A 14,349-nucleotide genomic window follows, 5' to 3' on the forward strand; every position below is an offset into this window, starting at 1 on the left:
TGCTTGCCGTGGGGCACCTCGTCGACCGGTGCAACCCGGGGCAGGTGAGGGGGGTCTGTGAGGACACGTAGTAAAGGTGGCCTGCTGGTTCCGCTGGTGATCACCGTGGCGCTCGTCGTGGTGTTTGGCGCCAACAAGGTCATCGACACCGCGACCGGTCTCATTGATGGACTGCTCGGCGGCGGTACTGAGCGCATCAGCGATGGGAATACTAGTGTGTTGGTGGCCAGTAGTGCGAAGTCAACAGCGACGCAGTGCGCCAGTCAGCACCTCATTCAGAACAAAATGTGCGGGGATACCAAGGTGGTTGTGATGGACGCGGCGAAGATGCCGTTCATCACTCGAAACATGTCCTTGGCCTGGTCCGAGGGGAAGCCAGGTATCCTGACCAGGAACAAAGCCGCTGAGCGGGCGAACAGGAGTGCCGCGTGCCCGCCAGGAAAATATCCACAAACCGCTCCTGACAAGAACAGCTGTGAGGAGTACCCGTTCGCGTCAACCAGCGAAGGTGGAAGTGGTGCGCGCACAGCCAACGTTCCCTTGCGGGAGAACTCTTGTCAAGGAGGAACCCTTCGGTGGGCCTATGCTTCCATCGCCGAGGGTGAAGAGTTCTTAGTGGTCATTGCCAATCCCGATGACATTGCCGATCAGGAGTTCTCGGGTGTGGATATCGCGAAGGATCGCGCATGCGGGAGCTGATCAAGAAGTACGAGTGGGCCGAGGACCCCGGTCTCGACCTGGCCATGACCGTCGCCGTGGTCGCGGGCGCCACGAGTGACCGGGTGATCGGGGTGTACGGGGGTGACCCGGCGCGGCCCGTCGGCTCGTTGACGTTCGATGAGGCTCTGGTTCCCGAACCGGACTTCGGAAAGTACTTCCAGATCCAGGTTCTGGAGCGCGACCGACATGTGGTCGTGCTGGAGAACAACGGCTGGAGTGGGTCGGTTCCGGAGATAGCCCGCCGCGCATCGGCCGGTGGTGGCCGGTTCTTTGGCGTGTACTGGAGTTTCAACGCGATCCACCTGCTGAGCCAGGCGATTGACGGAAAGATGACCGCCTACCTGGAGTTGATGACCGGCTGCCCGTCATACGACGTGCACGAGCTGGTTCCGCCGTGGATGCACGGTGTCGGCGTCACGGTTGAGGCGTTGCGGGCCACCTGTCTCGCCTACTTGGAACAGCAGACCGGTGTGGCGTTCGATCGGACCTGGCTCGACCAGAAGTTGCCCACCTACCGGGTTCCGGATCCCGACGTGATGCTTGCGAACGTGGCGAACGCGCGGCGACCGTGACCACCGGAACGTGATCCCCGGCTGGCACGGGCGCGGCCGGGGATCACGGGAGCAGTCTCAGCCGTCGAACCGGCCGACCTTGGCGGCGGTGAGGAACGCGGCGAGTTCGGCCGGCCCGAACATCAGCACCGGCCCGGCGGGGTTCTTGCTGTCCCGGACTGCGGACATGCCCCCGGTGTGCGCGAGTTCGACGCAGTTGGACTCGCTGCCGCTCCTGCTCGCCTTGCGCCAGGCGGGCCAGGCCAGATCTCCGGTGGATGTAGCTACTTCCGTCGTTTCCTGCGCGCTCAGCATCTCCCCTCCGCTCAGATGGCCCGATCGTGTGCGCCATCTTTCGCACGCGCGAGGAAGTCTGCCCATGCCGTGCGGGAAATCCAGATCTCGGTGGCTGGGTTCTTGGAGTCGCGTACCCCGGTGAGGCTGATCGCTGCTGAGAACACTTCGAGACAGTTGTTGTTCGGGCCATTGCTGTAGCTGGACCTGCGCCAAGTGCTCTGGCTCATGGCGGCACTCCTCAGACTTCAGCGGTCAAACCGCTCATTCTTGATAGCGAGCAGGAAGGCGTCAAGGGTGGCTTGCCCGAAGATCAGTGCTGGTCCACCGGCGTTCTTGCTGTCCCGGACGGCGGTTACGCCCTGCCTGTGTGCCAGCTCCACGCAGTTGTTCTCCGATCCGCTGTAGCTGGACCTTCGCCAGTTTCCCAGACATGCCGTCATCATTATGCCTTCTCCATTTTGTCTTTGCTGTCGATGATGAGCTTGGCAGATTCTTCGGGGCTCATGGCTATCGAACGGACAGTACCTACCACATCTTTGTACACGGATACGTCGTCGGACTCGAAGAGGAACAACGATGACCGGTGATGTTCCAGGTTGACCATTGGCGGCGCCAGTGGGAATTCGAGCAGAGTGAACGGTCCGGTTAGCCCGGGATGCCAGATCGATCCGGTTGCTGGAATGACCTGTATGGTGATATTGGGACGTTGGGCCATCTCGCTGAGGTGATGCAGCTGTTCGGCCATGACATCAGGACCACCGAGAGGCTGCCGGATGGCTTGTTCGCCGATCAGGGCGACGAGTTCCACAGGCTTGCGACGCACCAAAATCTCTTTGCGGCCAAGTCGAACCATCACGCGGCTTTCTGCCTCGTGCCCGCGATGCCCGGCGCCGGTCATGATCGCCCGGGCGTAGTCGCCGGTCTGAAGTAGACCAGGGATCAGCAGTGGTGATACTTCGGTGATGAGCCTGGCGGTCCGCTCGAATTCGATCAGCGCGAGTAGCTGCCGGTGGACGCCGGGGATACTGGTCTCCAACCAGGTGGCGTCCTTCGCGTCCTCGGCAAGATCAAGAATGCGATCCCGGTCGGCGGTGGTCACGCCGAGCGCACCGAGAATCATGGCGACAATCCTGACCTCTGGCACGCTCTGCCCGGATTCGTAACGGGACAGCGAAGATCGAGAAATCCCAAGGTGTCGCGCCAGTTCTCGGACGCCGAAGCCGGCGGCATTGCGGAGTTCGCGGAGTTCCGCACCAAGAGCGCGAGCACGTGGAGTGTTGCCGGCGGCAGGCATGTCTGAATCCTAGGTATTCACGCCGAGTGGCTGAAGATCGCCCGATCGGGGACTTGTGGCTCTGTCCCAGGGACGCCGCGTCTTAGTCAGGACGGCACCAGTGTCCCAGGGACGAGACGACACCCCGGAGGTGGGCCATGAGGCACCTGTTGACCGCTGCCGCGGACGTGGTGAGGAGTGGCGGGTTGTGATGGGGCTCGGGGGGATGCGGCAGGTGAACGCGGCGCTGAACTACCTGCTGGAGAACAGGTTCAAGCGGGTGGACGCGCCCGGGGACGACGAGGTGGCGCGCACCTTCCTGTTCTTCCGGATCTGGCCCGGCTACCTCGACCTGCTGCACCTGCGCGCCGAGGACGACGTGACCGCCATCCGGTCCCTGGCCGGTCGGGACGACCGGCTCTTCGACGACCGCAACGTGGTCTGGCGGGCGGAGGGTCCGCTGGTCGGTGTGGTCGGGGAGTTGCGGCAGGTGCCCGCGCCCGGGCTACCGGGGGCGCCGAGCCGGCCGTTCACCGCACCAAGTCACCTGTGCGTGCCGGCAGCGTCCGGTTTCCGCGAACGCTGGTGTGGCCGCCCCGCGGTCCGGCAGTCTCGCAGGTGGCGATGACATCACAGGGGGGACTCATGCAGAGCCAGGACGACACGGTTCACGGGTTGGCCCGGCGCCGAGCGCACCGGGCGGCCCTGGACTACGCCGAGCACGGGTGGATGGTGCTCCCGGGATCGGTGTGGACAGCGCGCGGCTACGTCGCCCCTGGCGCGCTGCTGGACACCCAGCGCCTGCTGCCGGCCGTGCCGCTGGAGGACGCCACCACCGACGCGGCCACGATCGCCCGGTGGTGGGGCGGGGACGACAACCCGCTGGTGCCCTCGGTGCTGATCCGGCCGGGGACCGCGTTCGCCGTGCTGTCCCTGGCCTGGAACATCGCCGAGTTGGTGTTCCACAACCGGCGGTTCCGGCGCCGCCCGGGGCCGGTGCTCTACCGCGCCGACGAGGGCCAGGCGTACTTCCTGGTCGAGCCGGGGGTGAGCGCGCCGGCGGGCCTCGGCTGCCGGCCGGGTGACGTGCTGCTGTTGGACGCGGACGGGGCGTGGATCGCGGCGCCGCCGACCCGGGCCAAGAACTTCGAGGTGGTCTGGTGGCGGCACCCGGACAGCGTTGGCTGGCGGCTGTGCGACGCGGCCATCACCTGCGCGGCGGTCGTCGCCGCGGTGCGCAGGCTGGCCACCCGGCGGCGACCGGGGGTGCCGCGCTGATGTCTCCACTGTGGACGTTCTGCGTCGCGGCCGGCGCACTGGTGGTGGGCATCGCGATCGGTCTGCTGTGGACGTGCCGCGACGTGCACGGCGAGCACTCGGCCTACGCGCCGGAATGCTCCGTCGCCGCCGTGCTCGCCCGGGTCCGCGCCGACGTTGTCCACTTCGGACAGAGTGACACCGGGGCCGCCGAAGGGGAACCGGTGACCGAGCCGCTGTACCGGGTGAGCGTTCGACTGACCGCCGGTCGCGGTCAGCTCGACCCCGCCGTGTTCCAGCCCTGCGCTCCGCTGGGGCGACCAGCACGGCAACGCACCGCGCCGGGGCGGCCGACGTGGGAGCGGCCGGTCCATCAGCGGCGGCCCCGGCACGCCCTGGTGTCCGCCGCGGCCGAACACCCGCTCGACCACGGCGGCGGTCCCACCGGCCGGCACGCGCTGGTGGTCACCGGGTGACGTCGTAGACCAGCTTCTGCACCCCGTTGGCGTAGGCCTGGCTCTCCACCAGCGCGAGGTTCTGCCTGTCCTTGTCGGTGGCGCTGAACAGCCGCTTGCCCGCGCCGAGCAGGACCGGGAAGACCAGCAGGTGGTAGCGGTCGATCAGGCCGGCGTCGGACAGGTTGCGGTTCAGGGTGGCGCTGCCGTGCACGATGATCGGCCCGCCCTCGGTCTCCTTGAGCGCGGCCACGTCGTCCAGCGTGCGCAGGATCGTGGTCTCGCCCCAGTTGGACACCAGGTCCTCGTCCCGCAGCGTGCTCGACACGACGTACTTCGGCATCGCGTTGTAGCCGGGGAACTCCGCGGTCATGCTCGGCCACACCGGGGCGAACGCCTGGTAGCTGACCCGGCCCAGCAGCATCGCGGTGGCCTCGGCCTGCTCGCGGCCCTTGATCTCGTAGGCGGCCTCGTCGAACCGCACGCCGTTGACGGTCCAACCCGAGTTGCGGTAGCCCGGTTCCCCACCGGGTGCCTCGACAACGCCGTCCAGCGAGACGAACGCGGTGGTGATCAGGGTGCGCATCGGGTGCTCCTCGGGTTGGTCCTGCCGTGTTGTCGTCAGTGCGTCGATCGGGGGCCGCCGAGTTCGACACCGCGCGACGCGAAGATTTGTGACGCCGGGCACAGCTGTCGACCGACCGACGCGGGCGCGCTCACGCCGAGGGCGTCGGCTCAGCCGCGTCCGAACCTGGCGTGGCAACCTCGCCCGAGGTGGTGCCGGAGTCCGCGTAGAGGATCTCACGGGCCTGTCCGGCCGCGCGGAGGATGCTCTCGCCGACGAAGTCGACGAAGCGGGCGATGTTCTCCAGTCGGATGGCGGCCGGGGAGTCGCGGCCGAGGATGGCGACGCCCTGCCGCGCGGTCGCGGCGAGCTGGGCGTGGGATTCGGCGGCGGCGACCATCGACTGGTAGAAGACGCCGCTGTCGGCGACGTAGCGCTCACGCCGGCCTTCGTCGCGTTTCCGGACGAGGAGACCCTGGCTTTCGAGCAACGTGACCGCCTTGGAGATGGACGCCGGGCTGACCTGGAGGTGCCTGGCGAGTTCGGCCGCGGTGAGACTGCCGGCGTCGGTGGTGTAGAGGCAGGTCAGCACCCGGGCGGTCATCTTGGGCAGGCCCGACTGCATGAGCAGGGTGGTGAACGCCTCCTCGTACTCGCGCACGGCCTCGGCGTCGCGTCCGTGCGCCTGCGGGGGTGCCTGCTGACCCCGGGGCGCGGCCTGCCTGCGCCGGTGCGCGCGGCGTTCGGTGGCGCGGTGGGCCAGGTCGGCGCGGTAGGCGGTGGGGCCGCCGTTGCGCATCACCTCGCGGGTGATCGTCGAGGTCGGCCGGTCGAGGCGGCGGGCGATCTCCGCGTAGGGGAGGCTGTCGGCCAGCCCCAGTGCGATCTGCTGGCGTTCCTGTTGGGTGAGCCTGCCTCCCGGCATGGCGACCTCCTCCGTGTTGCCCAATACCCCGCCAGCATAGCGTTCATTCTCGTTCCATTGCAACGATCGAGCTGCCTGCCGTTGCGTTGCTCTTAGCTCCATTGCAACAATATTCGAGCTTCTAGCTGCGGAAATGCAAAGCGAGCGCAACGAGAGTGTTGCCGACTACTGAAACGCAACGTAGCGTTTCCGGTGTCAGAAACAACGAGCCAGCGGAGACCACGATGCAGAAGTTCGACACCCCCGCCCCGATCGCCGCCACCCTCGACATCCCCGCCGGGCGCGTCCAGTTCATCGCCACCGACCGGGCCGACACCGTGGTGGAGATCCGGCCCGCCGACGCCGCCAGGAGCCGCGACGTGAAGGTGGCCGAGCAGACCGTGGTCGAGTACGGCGACGGCGTCCTGCGGATCGAGGCCACGGCGAAGAACCAGATCCTCGGCCCCTCCGGGTCCATCGAGGTGACGGTGCAGCTGCCCGCCGGTTCCCGGGTCAGCGCGACGGCGGCCAGCGCCGAGTTCCGCGGCGTCGGACGGCTCGGCGACGTGGTCGTCGAGGGCTCGCACGGTGCGGTCGAACTCGACGAGGCCGCGAGCGTCCACCTCACCACCCACGCCGGTGACGTCTCGATCGGCCGCCTCACCGGCCCCGCCGAGATCAGCACCGGAAAGGGCGACATCCAGATCACCGAGGCCGTGCGCGGCACGGTCGTGCTGCGCACCCAGGCCGGCAACGTGACGGTCGGCGCCGCCGCCGGGGTGTCCGCCACCCTGGACGCCGGCACCAGCTACGGCCGGGTGCACAACGCGCTCAGGAACACCGGAGGCGTCGCCGACCTGGCCATCCACGCGACCACCGACTACGGCGACATCACCGCCCGCAGCCGCTGACCGGGCACGCGGTGACCTCGACGCCGAGCCGCTCGGCGGGCCGTTCGCCCGGGCGCCCGCCCCGCGGCCGGAGGAAGCCGGCCGCTCAGCCGTTGTCGCGCCGGTGCGACTTGGCCGCCACCCAGGCCTCGACGCCGTCCAGGAACCGGTCCACCCCGAAGCTGAGCGCGCCGGGGAACGCTTCCCGGTCCGCCCGCTCGTGCTCGGCGAGGTCGGCCGCGGTCTCGGCGGCCTGGACGGCGGCCAGCGCGGGGTAGTCCCTCGGGTTGATGAACGTGGCGAGCAGTTGGGCCAGTTCGGCCTCGCCGCGGGAAAGCCCCTCGTCGGCCGGGGGTGCGCTGGTCAGGGCGATGCTGATCTGGGCCTGACCGCGCACGACCGCGGTCAGGTGCAGGGCCGCCGCCCGTGCCTCGCCACCCACCAGGCCGGCCCTGAGCAGGGGTTGCAGCAGGCGGTCGAGCCAGGCGAGCTGGTGGGGCCCCATCGATGAGTGGCCGAGCGGGACGCGCAGCAGCCAGGGACGGGTCTGGAAGCCGGCCCACAGCGCGGCGACCCACTGCCGGACCGCGTGCCGGAAGTCGCCGGTGCTGTCGAGTTCGGGTGGCTTGCCTGCCCCGACGTCGGCCACCACCTCCAGCAGCAGGTCCTTGCTGGGGATGTGGTTGTAGATGGACATCGTGGAGTAGCCGAGTTCGGTGGCGATGCGCTGCATCGACAGCGCGTCCAGGCCGTCGGTGTCCGCGATCCGGATCGCGGCCTGCGCGATCCGCTCCACCGAGAGCTGCGGCCGAGGACCGCGCCGGCCCCGGGCGCGCCCAGCCCACAGCAGGGTGAGGCTGCGCTGGGGATCCGGCCCCTTGCTGTCGCGTGTCACCAGGTCAGTCTAAAACTGTGTATGCCATACGTTGAGGTGTATGGTGTACGTAGTTTCTCCATCGTGCCTCCCCCGAACGGACCGAAGACATGACCTCAGCAGACATGACCTCAACGACGAACACGCCCAGCGCGGCGCCGGCCCCCTCGGCGCCGGCTCCCTCGGCTCCGGTTCCCTCGGCGTCGGCCCCCTCAGCTCCGGCCCGCCGCCCGCCAGCGTGGTGGCGCCGCCCCTGGATGGGGCCGTTGCTGCTGGTGGTCGTGGTGTTCCTGGGCTTCTCCGTGCCGCCCTACCTGACCTTCGACCCGTCCCTGTCCCGCCTGCCCCCGCCGCCGGGCAACCACGTCTACTACCCGCTGCTCGTCGCGCACGTCCTGTTCGGCACCGTCGCGATGGTGACCGCGTGCTTCCAGATCTGGCCCGCGTTCCGCAACAACCACCGGCGGGGCCACCGCCTCACCGGCCGGATCTACGTCTTCGCCGGGGTGCTGCCCGCCGGGCTGCTCGGGCTGTACATCGGCTGGCACACCGCGGCCGGTCCCTCGGTGCGGGTGGCCAACCTGGTGGGCTCGGCACTGTGGCTCGTGGTCACGGCCATCGGGCTGCGGGCCGCCCGGCAGCGCCGCTACGGTGATCACCGCAGGTGGATGACACGCAGCTTCGCGCTGACCATGTCGATCGTGCTGAGCCGGGTCGTCAACACGGTGGCCATGATCGTGCTCATGCCCCAGGTGGACACCACCTTCCTCGGCAGCGCGGAGCTGATGCGGTACAGCGCCGCGAGCATCGGGCCGTGGTTAAGCCCCCTGCTCCTGCTGCTGCTCGCGGACTGGCTGCTGGAACGCCGCAAGCCCGGGGCCGCTCGCCCGGCGTGAACGGGTCCAGCGTGAACGGGTCCGGCGCGCTGGTCGCGGTGGTGGCCGCGGTGGCGGTGGTTGCGGTGGCGGTGGTCGCGGTGGTGCTGGGCGGGTTCCGGCTGGCCGATGCCGATCAGGTCGCCGTCCAGGCGGTGGCGAAGGCGCGGGCCGGGCTGGCTTCGAAGATCGCGGTGGCGATCTCCGGGCCGAGTTCCCGCTCGATCCTCGGGCGCAGCGCGGTCAACAGGAACGGCATGCCCGGCCCCTCGCCGGTCACCGAACGGGCCGCCGCCGTGGTGGTGTCGCCGCCGAGCAGCACCTGTGTGGCGTGACCGGCCTCGACCAGGGCGGTGAGCACGTCGAACAGCCGCCAGTCGGTGGCGTGGTGGGCGCGCGACGGGCCGTCCAGGGCGAGGAACGCCCCTGCCTCGGCGGCGGCTCGGGGCACGCGCGGGTCCGGGAACCGGGTCAGGTGGCCGAGGATCACCCGGTGCGGTGGCACGTCGAGCCGGTCGCACAGCAGGTCGAGCACGTCGAGTGCGGCCGTGCCGCCCTCCAGGTGCACGGCGATGGGCGTGCCGGTGGCGTGGTGGGCCTCGGCCGCGGCGGTGAGCGCGTGCCTGGCGTGCGCGTCCAGGCCGTGGAAGCCGCCGGCGACCTTGACCAGGCCGGCGCGCGCGGGCACGGTCGGGCCGTCGGGGTCGTCGGCGCGGTGCATGCCGGTGGTCAGTTCGGCGACGAACAGCTCGGCCAGCCGGTCGCGGACCCGGGCCAGCAGCTCCGGCGGGTAGTGGGCGGCCTGGTGCAGGCCGGTGGCGGCGATGACGTGCACGTCGGCCGACCGGGACACCTCGGCCAGCGCCTCGGGGTGGCGGCCGAGGCCGAACGGCGACCACTGCACCACGGTTCGCCCGCCGAGCCGGGCGAACGCCCGCAGCTCCCGGACCGCCGCGTCGGTGTCGTCCAGCTCCTGCCCGGGCAGCCGGCGCGAGGCGAAGAACAGGTGGTCGTGGGCATTGGTGACACCCAGCTGGTCGGGTGCGAGGTCACCGAGCACGGTCCGGGCGGTGGGGGTACCGGCGGTCATGCGGCACCACCTTGCTGGTCAGCCCCGAGTGCCGCGGTGGCCACCCGTAGCCCGGCCAGTGCCCGTGGCACGCCGATGTACGGGGCGAGGTGCACGAACACCTCGATGATCTCGGTGCGGGACAGGCCGACCCGCAGACCGGTCCGGACGTGCCCGGTCAGCTGCGGGTCCACCCCGCCGAGCGCGGCGAGCGCGGCCAGGTTGACCAGCTGCCGGTCCCGCAGGGACAACCCCGGACGCTGGTAGGTGCCGCCGAACAGGCTGGTCACCACCCAGTCGGCGAACCCGGGCGCGGCCTGCTCCAGGCCGGGCAGGGTGGCCTGCTGCGTTGCCTCGTCCTGGAGGACGTCCAGCAGCCGGTACGCCTCGGCCCGGTCCAGGCGGGCCGGCCGCAGCTGATCCGCGAGTGGCTGGTTCGACTCCATCACCCGGTCCCCTCTCACTCCCGTGTAACGGCTTGCCCGTTACAGCTGGGGACCGTAGCAGATGTAACGGGCAGGCCGTTACGCTTGTCGGCATGAATGAGCAGCTGGCCTTCCGGTTCGACTGCGGGGCGACCTGGTTGAACCTGCTGGCCACCCGGGGCCGCAGCTTCTCCGCGCACCCGGTCGAGCGGCTGACCACGCCGGCTCGACTGGGCGAGTGGCTGGAGCGCGGCGAGCTGAGCCCCGCGCACCCACCCACCCAGGACGACCTCGACCAGGCCAGGCACCTGCGGGAAGTCCTGCGGCCACTCGCGCTCGCGGCCGTGTCCGGCCACGCGCCACCGGCGGACGCGGTCACGGCCGTGACCGCGTTTCTGGCCGGCACTGCTCAGGACGATCCCGTGCGCCTGCGGGTGGTGGACGGCCGACTGGTCCGCGAGCCACCCGCCACCACCACGGCGGCGCTGGCCCGGATCGCCCGGCAGGCCGTTGACCAGCTGACCGGCCCGGAGCGTCACCACCTGAAGGCCTGCCCGGAACACGACTGCCGTGGCGTGTTCGCCGACCCCGCCGACCGGCGCCGCTGGTGCCCGTCCCCGGCCTGCGCCAGCCGGGGCCGCGTCCGCGCGCTGCGGGCCAGGCGCAGGGCTGAGGAAGCCTGATGGGGAAGCCTGATGGGGAAGCCTGATCAGCCGCGGGTCGGTCGGCCCTGCCAACCGACGGTGGAGACTGGCAGAGCGTTGCTCTAGAGCGTTACTCTGTTCGGGTGGTGGATTCGGCTACTCGTCAGCGCATCCTCGCGGCCGCCCTGGACTGCTTCCTGGAGAACGGCGTGCACCGCACCACCGTGGACCTGGTCCGCAAGCGGGCGGCGGTCAGCAACGGCAGCTTCTTCCACCACTTCCGCAGCAAGCAGGACCTGGCCGAAGCGGTCTACCTGCACGGACTGGAGCAACACCAGGCAGAACTGCTCGCCACCCTGACCCCTCGGCTCAGCCTGGAGGCGGGCATCACCAGCGCGGTGCGCCGCCACCTGGAATGGGTGGAGGCCCATCCGCGCCTCGCCGCGTTCCTGCTCGGGCCACCCGACTGGGCCGCCCCCACGGACTCACCGCGGATCGCCGCGTGCAGCCGGGCCTTCTTCCAGGCCGTCGCCGACTGGCTGCGAGCACGTGGCTGGAGCGGGACGCCCACCCTCGGCGTCGTCGTCGCCGTGTGGATCGGGCCGGCCCAGGAGTACACCCGCCGCTGGCTGCTCGGCGAGATCGAGCCACCCACCAGCGCGGCACCGGCACTCGCCCGCGCGGCCTGGAACGCGCTCGAACCCGTCCTGGCCAGCACACCGACCCCGGAGGACACGTGATGAACGAGATCGTCGCGCGCTACCGGCGAGCGCTCGCCGGTGTCACCGACATCGTCCACCAGGTTCCAGCCGATCGCTGGCGGGCGCCATCGCCCTGCCCGGGCTGGACGGCGCTGCACGTCCTGGGGCATCTCATCGACGGCCAGCACCAGGTCGCCTCGCTCATCACCGGGCAGGGGCCGCGCGCCCCGCGCCAGGACCCCGCCGAAGCCGTCACCGGCGCCCCCGTCCCCGCCTGGGACGCCACCGCGCGCCACCTGCTGGACCTGCTGGCGAGCATCGACCCGGCGGTCGAGGTACCCGCGCACCACGGCGAGGCAACCGTGGAACAGCTCCTCGCGACCGCCGTCATCGAACCGCTGGTGCACGGCTGGGACCTCGCGCAGGCCGCCGGCATCGAGGTGACGCTCGACGCGGAAGCCGTGCAGGCGTGCCTGACCGCGATCACCCCGGTTGCCGAGCGGTTCGCGGCGACCGGCATGTACGCACCGCCTCGGCCCGCGGCGGCGGACGCCAGCCCCCAGCAGCGGCTGCTCGCGCTGCTGGGCCGCGAGGTCGCGCGGTCACCAGCGCACTAGCTGCGGTGCGCGCGGGCGGCGGCGAAGCAGTAGACCCCGAACGCGGCGAAGCCGAGTGCCATCAGCGCGAGCAGCAGCACGCCGAACGGCTGGGCGGCCAGGGTGTGCAGTGCCTTGTCCAGGCCGCCCGACTCGGCCGCGTTGGCGCGCAGCGCGGCCAGCCCGACCAACACGCCGATCACCGCGTAGGCCGCACCCTTGCTGGTCCAGCCGACCAGGCCCAGCCGCCGCACCCAGCGGCGGGTGCCGGTGGGCAGCGCGGTCATGTCCAGGTCCTGCTCGAACCGCTTGGTCACGCCCTTGCGCACGGTGTTGGCGGCCACGCCCAGCACCACCAGCGCCGCCACCCCGACCAGCATCCGGCCGGCCGGCAGGGCCAGCAGCCGGGCGGTCAACTCCTGCTGCTCACCGGAACCACCCGAGCCACCCGAACCCCCTGAGCTGCCGCCGCCGGAGCCGACCGCGATCCGGACGGCGACCACGCCCAGGGCGATGCCCACCACGCCCCGGGCCACCGCGCCGACCTTGCGGCCCAGCCGGCTGCGCCGCTTGAGCACCCAGCCGTAGCCCAGTGCAGCCAGCAGGAACTGCCACAGCCCGTAGGCGAACAGCCCGATGCCCAGCACCCAGAGCAGCACCACGCCGAACGGCTGCGCGGCCACCTCGGCGATCGCGCCGGTCTGGTCGGTGCGCTGCCCCGGATCACCGAAGATCACCTGCACGCACAGCCAGGCGACCAGGATGTGCACGATGCCGTAGCAGACCATGCCGGCCCGCCCGAGTGCCTGCACCGCGCTGTTGTGTCTGACCTCGTCGGCCGCGTGGTGCACGGCCTGTCCCGCGCTCATGACGGCTCCTCCCGCTCAGGGACGAATCCCACCGGGGCGAACTCCAGTTGTCGCTCGCCCGGGTGATACCCCGCCGGCGGGCGGTTCAGTCAGCAGAAGCCGAGGTGGCGGCAGGAGCTGACGGGGAACATCGGTCAGCAGGGGCCGACAGGCGGGCCGCGCGGGCGGTGAGGTGCCGGCGCTCCGGCACGCTGGTGGCGCGGCGGGCGGCCTCCCGGTAGCTGGCCAGCGCGGCGGCGTGGTCGCCGGCCAGCTCCAGCAGGTGCGCGCGGACCGCGTGCAGCCGGTGGTGGCGCGCCATCCGCTTGTCCGACTCCAGCGTGGCCAGCAGCTCCAGTCCGGCGGCCGGGCCGTGCACCATGCCCACGGCCACCGCCCGGTTCACCGTCACCATCGGGTTCGGCGCCACGTGTTCGAGCAGCTCGTACAGGGCGAGGATCTGCGGCCAGTCGGTGTCGGCCAGGCTCGGCGCCTCGTCGTGCACGGCGGCGATCGCGGCCTGCAACTGGTAGGGGCCGACCGGCCCGCGCGGCAGGGCCGAGGTGATCAGGGCGACGCCCTCGGCGATGCGCCGCTGGTCCCACCGGCCGCGGTCCTGCTCGGCCAGGGGCACCAGGCTGCCGTCCGGCGCGCTGCGGGCGGGCCGGCGCGCGTCGGTGAGCAGCATCAACGCCAGCAGCCCGGCCACCTCGCTGTCCTGCGGCAGCAGCGTCGCCAGCCAGCGGGTCAGCCGGATCGCCTCGTCGGACAGGGCGGGCGTGGCCAGGTCCGGCCCGTCGCTGGTGGCGTAGCCCTCGTTGAAGATCAGGTACAGCACGTGCAGCACGGCCGGCAGCCGGGCCGCCTGCTCCACAGTGGACAGTGGGCCGAACCTGGCCCCGCTGGCCCGGATGCTCTGCTTGGCCCGGCTGATCCGCTGGGCCATGGTCGCCTCCGGCACCAGGAAGGCCGCGGCGATCTGCGCGGTGGTCAGGCCGCCGACCGCGCGCAGCGTCAACGCGATCTGGCTCGGCTCGGACAGCGCCGGGTGGCAGCACAGGAACAGCAGCGCCAGCGAGTCGTCCCGGTCCGCCGCCGGGTCGGCGTCCGCGGGCCGGCCGAGCACCGCCGACTGCGGGGTGGCGGCCGCGACCGCGTCCTCGCGCCGACGCCGGGACACCTCACTGCGCACCTGGTCGAGCAGCCGGCGCTCGGCGACCGTGCGCAGCCAGCCCCGGGGGTTGTCCGGCACGCCCTCGACCGGCCACTGCGTGGCCGCGGCCAGCAGCGCCTCCTGCACGGCGTCCTCGCCGGCGTCGAACTGGCCGTGCCGGCGGACCAACGCGCCGAGGACCTGCGGGGCCAGTTCCCGCAGCAGGTCCTCGACGCCCCGGTCAACGCTCAC

The 14,349-nt window shown here is 70.9% G+C and carries 21 protein-coding genes; 10 read left to right on the forward strand and 11 right to left on the reverse strand.

The genetic code is table 11. The annotated features are described in order from the left end of the window. Window positions 1-96 precede the first annotated feature (96 nt). Entirely contained in the window at window positions 97-699 is a 603-nt protein-coding gene (locus LX83_RS38600; RefSeq protein ID WP_253779258.1) for a NucA/NucB deoxyribonuclease domain-containing protein, read from the forward strand. Continuing rightward, on the forward strand, window positions 687-1,292 hold the full coding sequence (locus tag LX83_RS34115; RefSeq protein ID WP_253779262.1) for a DUF6461 domain-containing protein: 606 nt from the start codon (window positions 687-689) through the stop codon (window positions 1,290-1,292). Before LX83_RS38600 ends, LX83_RS34115 begins: the two co-directional genes overlap by 13 nt. A 57-nt stretch (window positions 1,293-1,349) precedes the next feature. Here the strand turns inward: LX83_RS34115 and LX83_RS34120 are convergent, their stop codons facing one another. From LX83_RS34120 to LX83_RS34135, 4 genes are read right to left on the reverse strand one after another with little or no spacing between them, the layout of a single operon-like run. Next, window positions 1,350-1,652 carry a DUF397 domain-containing protein gene (locus LX83_RS34120; protein WP_308204107.1) on the reverse strand — a complete coding sequence of 101 codons (303 nt, stop codon included), beginning with the start codon at window positions 1,650-1,652 and terminating at the stop codon, window positions 1,350-1,352. After that, window positions 1,598-1,795 carry a DUF397 domain-containing protein gene (locus LX83_RS34125; protein WP_253779267.1) on the reverse strand — a complete coding sequence of 66 codons (198 nt, stop codon included), beginning with the start codon at window positions 1,793-1,795 and terminating at the stop codon, window positions 1,598-1,600. Before LX83_RS34125 ends, LX83_RS34120 begins: the two co-directional genes overlap by 55 nt. An 18-nt stretch (window positions 1,796-1,813) precedes the next feature. Beyond that, a complete protein-coding gene (locus tag LX83_RS34130) occupies window positions 1,814-2,011 on the reverse strand; it encodes a DUF397 domain-containing protein (RefSeq protein ID WP_308204108.1) in 198 nt (65 codons plus the stop codon). Next, window positions 2,011-2,862 carry a helix-turn-helix domain-containing protein gene (locus LX83_RS34135; protein ID WP_253779273.1) on the reverse strand — a complete coding sequence of 284 codons (852 nt, stop codon included), beginning with the start codon at window positions 2,860-2,862 and terminating at the stop codon, window positions 2,011-2,013. Before LX83_RS34135 ends, LX83_RS34130 begins: the two co-directional genes overlap by 1 nt. A gap of 214 nt (window positions 2,863-3,076) precedes the next feature. Between LX83_RS34135 and LX83_RS34140 the strand changes: the two genes are divergently transcribed. The 3 genes from LX83_RS34140 to LX83_RS34150 are packed head-to-tail and all read left to right on the forward strand — an operon-like array spanning window position 3,077 to window position 4,574. Then, entirely contained in the window at window positions 3,077-3,469 is a 393-nt protein-coding gene (locus tag LX83_RS34140; RefSeq protein ID WP_253779276.1) for a hypothetical protein, read from the forward strand. 17 nt (window positions 3,470-3,486) lie between these two features. Continuing rightward, complete coding sequence (locus tag LX83_RS34145) at window positions 3,487-4,119, forward strand: bifunctional DNA primase/polymerase (RefSeq protein ID WP_253779279.1); 633 nt, start codon at window positions 3,487-3,489, stop codon at window positions 4,117-4,119. Then, window positions 4,119-4,574: a hypothetical protein gene (locus LX83_RS34150; RefSeq protein ID WP_253779281.1), complete on the forward strand. Its 456-nt coding sequence runs from the start codon at window positions 4,119-4,121 to the stop codon at window positions 4,572-4,574. Before LX83_RS34145 ends, LX83_RS34150 begins: the two co-directional genes overlap by 1 nt. On the opposite strand, the gene LX83_RS34155 is transcribed toward LX83_RS34150, so the two are convergent. Further along, window positions 4,564-5,139 (reverse strand): dihydrofolate reductase family protein, encoded by a 576-nt coding sequence (locus tag LX83_RS34155; protein ID WP_253779284.1) that lies wholly within the window; start codon window positions 5,137-5,139, stop codon window positions 4,564-4,566. The two genes, LX83_RS34150 and LX83_RS34155, sit on opposite strands and share 11 nt — an antisense overlap. A 130-nt stretch (window positions 5,140-5,269) precedes the next feature. Continuing rightward, on the reverse strand, window positions 5,270-6,043 hold the full coding sequence (locus LX83_RS38825; RefSeq protein ID WP_407649729.1) for a GbsR/MarR family transcriptional regulator: 774 nt from the start codon (window positions 6,041-6,043) through the stop codon (window positions 5,270-5,272). A gap of 224 nt (window positions 6,044-6,267) precedes the next feature. Here LX83_RS38825 and LX83_RS34170 point away from each other — a divergent pair, with 224 nt between their 5' ends. Continuing rightward, on the forward strand, window positions 6,268-6,933 hold the full coding sequence (locus LX83_RS34170) for a DUF4097 family beta strand repeat-containing protein (RefSeq protein ID WP_253779287.1): 666 nt from the start codon (window positions 6,268-6,270) through the stop codon (window positions 6,931-6,933). An 85-nt stretch (window positions 6,934-7,018) separates the two neighbouring features. Here LX83_RS34170 and LX83_RS34175 read toward each other — a convergent pair whose 3' ends face one another. Then, window positions 7,019-7,807 (reverse strand): TetR/AcrR family transcriptional regulator, encoded by a 789-nt coding sequence (locus tag LX83_RS34175; RefSeq protein WP_253779290.1) that lies wholly within the window; start codon window positions 7,805-7,807, stop codon window positions 7,019-7,021. Between the two features lie 236 nt (window positions 7,808-8,043). On the opposite strand from LX83_RS34175, the gene LX83_RS34180 reads away from it, so the two are divergent. Beyond that, complete coding sequence (locus tag LX83_RS34180) at window positions 8,044-8,682, forward strand: DUF2306 domain-containing protein (RefSeq protein ID WP_253779292.1); 639 nt, start codon at window positions 8,044-8,046, stop codon at window positions 8,680-8,682. Window positions 8,683-8,797: 115 nt separating this feature from the next. Here LX83_RS34180 and LX83_RS34185 read toward each other — a convergent pair whose 3' ends face one another. Then, window positions 8,798-9,751, reverse strand: a complete 954-nt coding sequence (locus LX83_RS34185) for a phosphotriesterase family protein (protein ID WP_253779295.1) — start codon at window positions 9,749-9,751, stop codon at window positions 8,798-8,800. Then, the gene (locus LX83_RS34190) at window positions 9,748-10,176 is read right to left on the reverse strand and encodes a carboxymuconolactone decarboxylase family protein (RefSeq protein ID WP_253779297.1); all 429 of its coding nucleotides are present in this window, start codon (window positions 10,174-10,176) and stop codon (window positions 9,748-9,750) included. The genes LX83_RS34185 and LX83_RS34190 overlap by 4 nt, the downstream gene beginning before the upstream one ends. Before the next feature lie 92 nt (window positions 10,177-10,268). On the opposite strand from LX83_RS34190, the gene LX83_RS34195 reads away from it, so the two are divergent. The 3 genes from LX83_RS34195 to LX83_RS34205 all read left to right on the forward strand — a co-directional run bounded on the left by LX83_RS34195 (window position 10,269) and on the right by LX83_RS34205 (window position 12,117). Then, on the forward strand, window positions 10,269-10,838 hold the full coding sequence (locus LX83_RS34195; RefSeq protein WP_253779300.1) for a CGNR zinc finger domain-containing protein: 570 nt from the start codon (window positions 10,269-10,271) through the stop codon (window positions 10,836-10,838). 104 nt (window positions 10,839-10,942) lie between these two features. After that, window positions 10,943-11,539, forward strand: coding sequence for a TetR/AcrR family transcriptional regulator (locus LX83_RS34200; RefSeq protein WP_253779301.1), 597 nt, complete (start codon window positions 10,943-10,945; stop codon window positions 11,537-11,539). Continuing rightward, the gene (locus LX83_RS34205) at window positions 11,539-12,117 is read left to right on the forward strand and encodes a TIGR03086 family metal-binding protein (protein WP_253779304.1); all 579 of its coding nucleotides are present in this window, start codon (window positions 11,539-11,541) and stop codon (window positions 12,115-12,117) included. Before LX83_RS34200 ends, LX83_RS34205 begins: the two co-directional genes overlap by 1 nt. Here LX83_RS34205 and LX83_RS34210 read toward each other — a convergent pair. Then, the gene (locus tag LX83_RS34210; RefSeq protein ID WP_253779306.1) at window positions 12,114-12,965 is read right to left on the reverse strand and encodes a DUF1206 domain-containing protein; all 852 of its coding nucleotides are present in this window, start codon (window positions 12,963-12,965) and stop codon (window positions 12,114-12,116) included. The two genes, LX83_RS34205 and LX83_RS34210, sit on opposite strands and share 4 nt — an antisense overlap. An 85-nt stretch (window positions 12,966-13,050) precedes the next feature. After that, window positions 13,051-14,349 carry an RNA polymerase sigma factor gene (locus LX83_RS34215; RefSeq protein WP_253779308.1) on the reverse strand — a complete coding sequence of 433 codons (1,299 nt, stop codon included), beginning with the start codon at window positions 14,347-14,349 and terminating at the stop codon, window positions 13,051-13,053.

This window comes from Goodfellowiella coeruleoviolacea, assembly GCF_024171785.1.
In the GTDB taxonomy this organism is placed as follows: Bacteria; Actinomycetota; Actinomycetes; order Mycobacteriales; family Pseudonocardiaceae; genus Goodfellowiella; species Goodfellowiella coeruleoviolacea.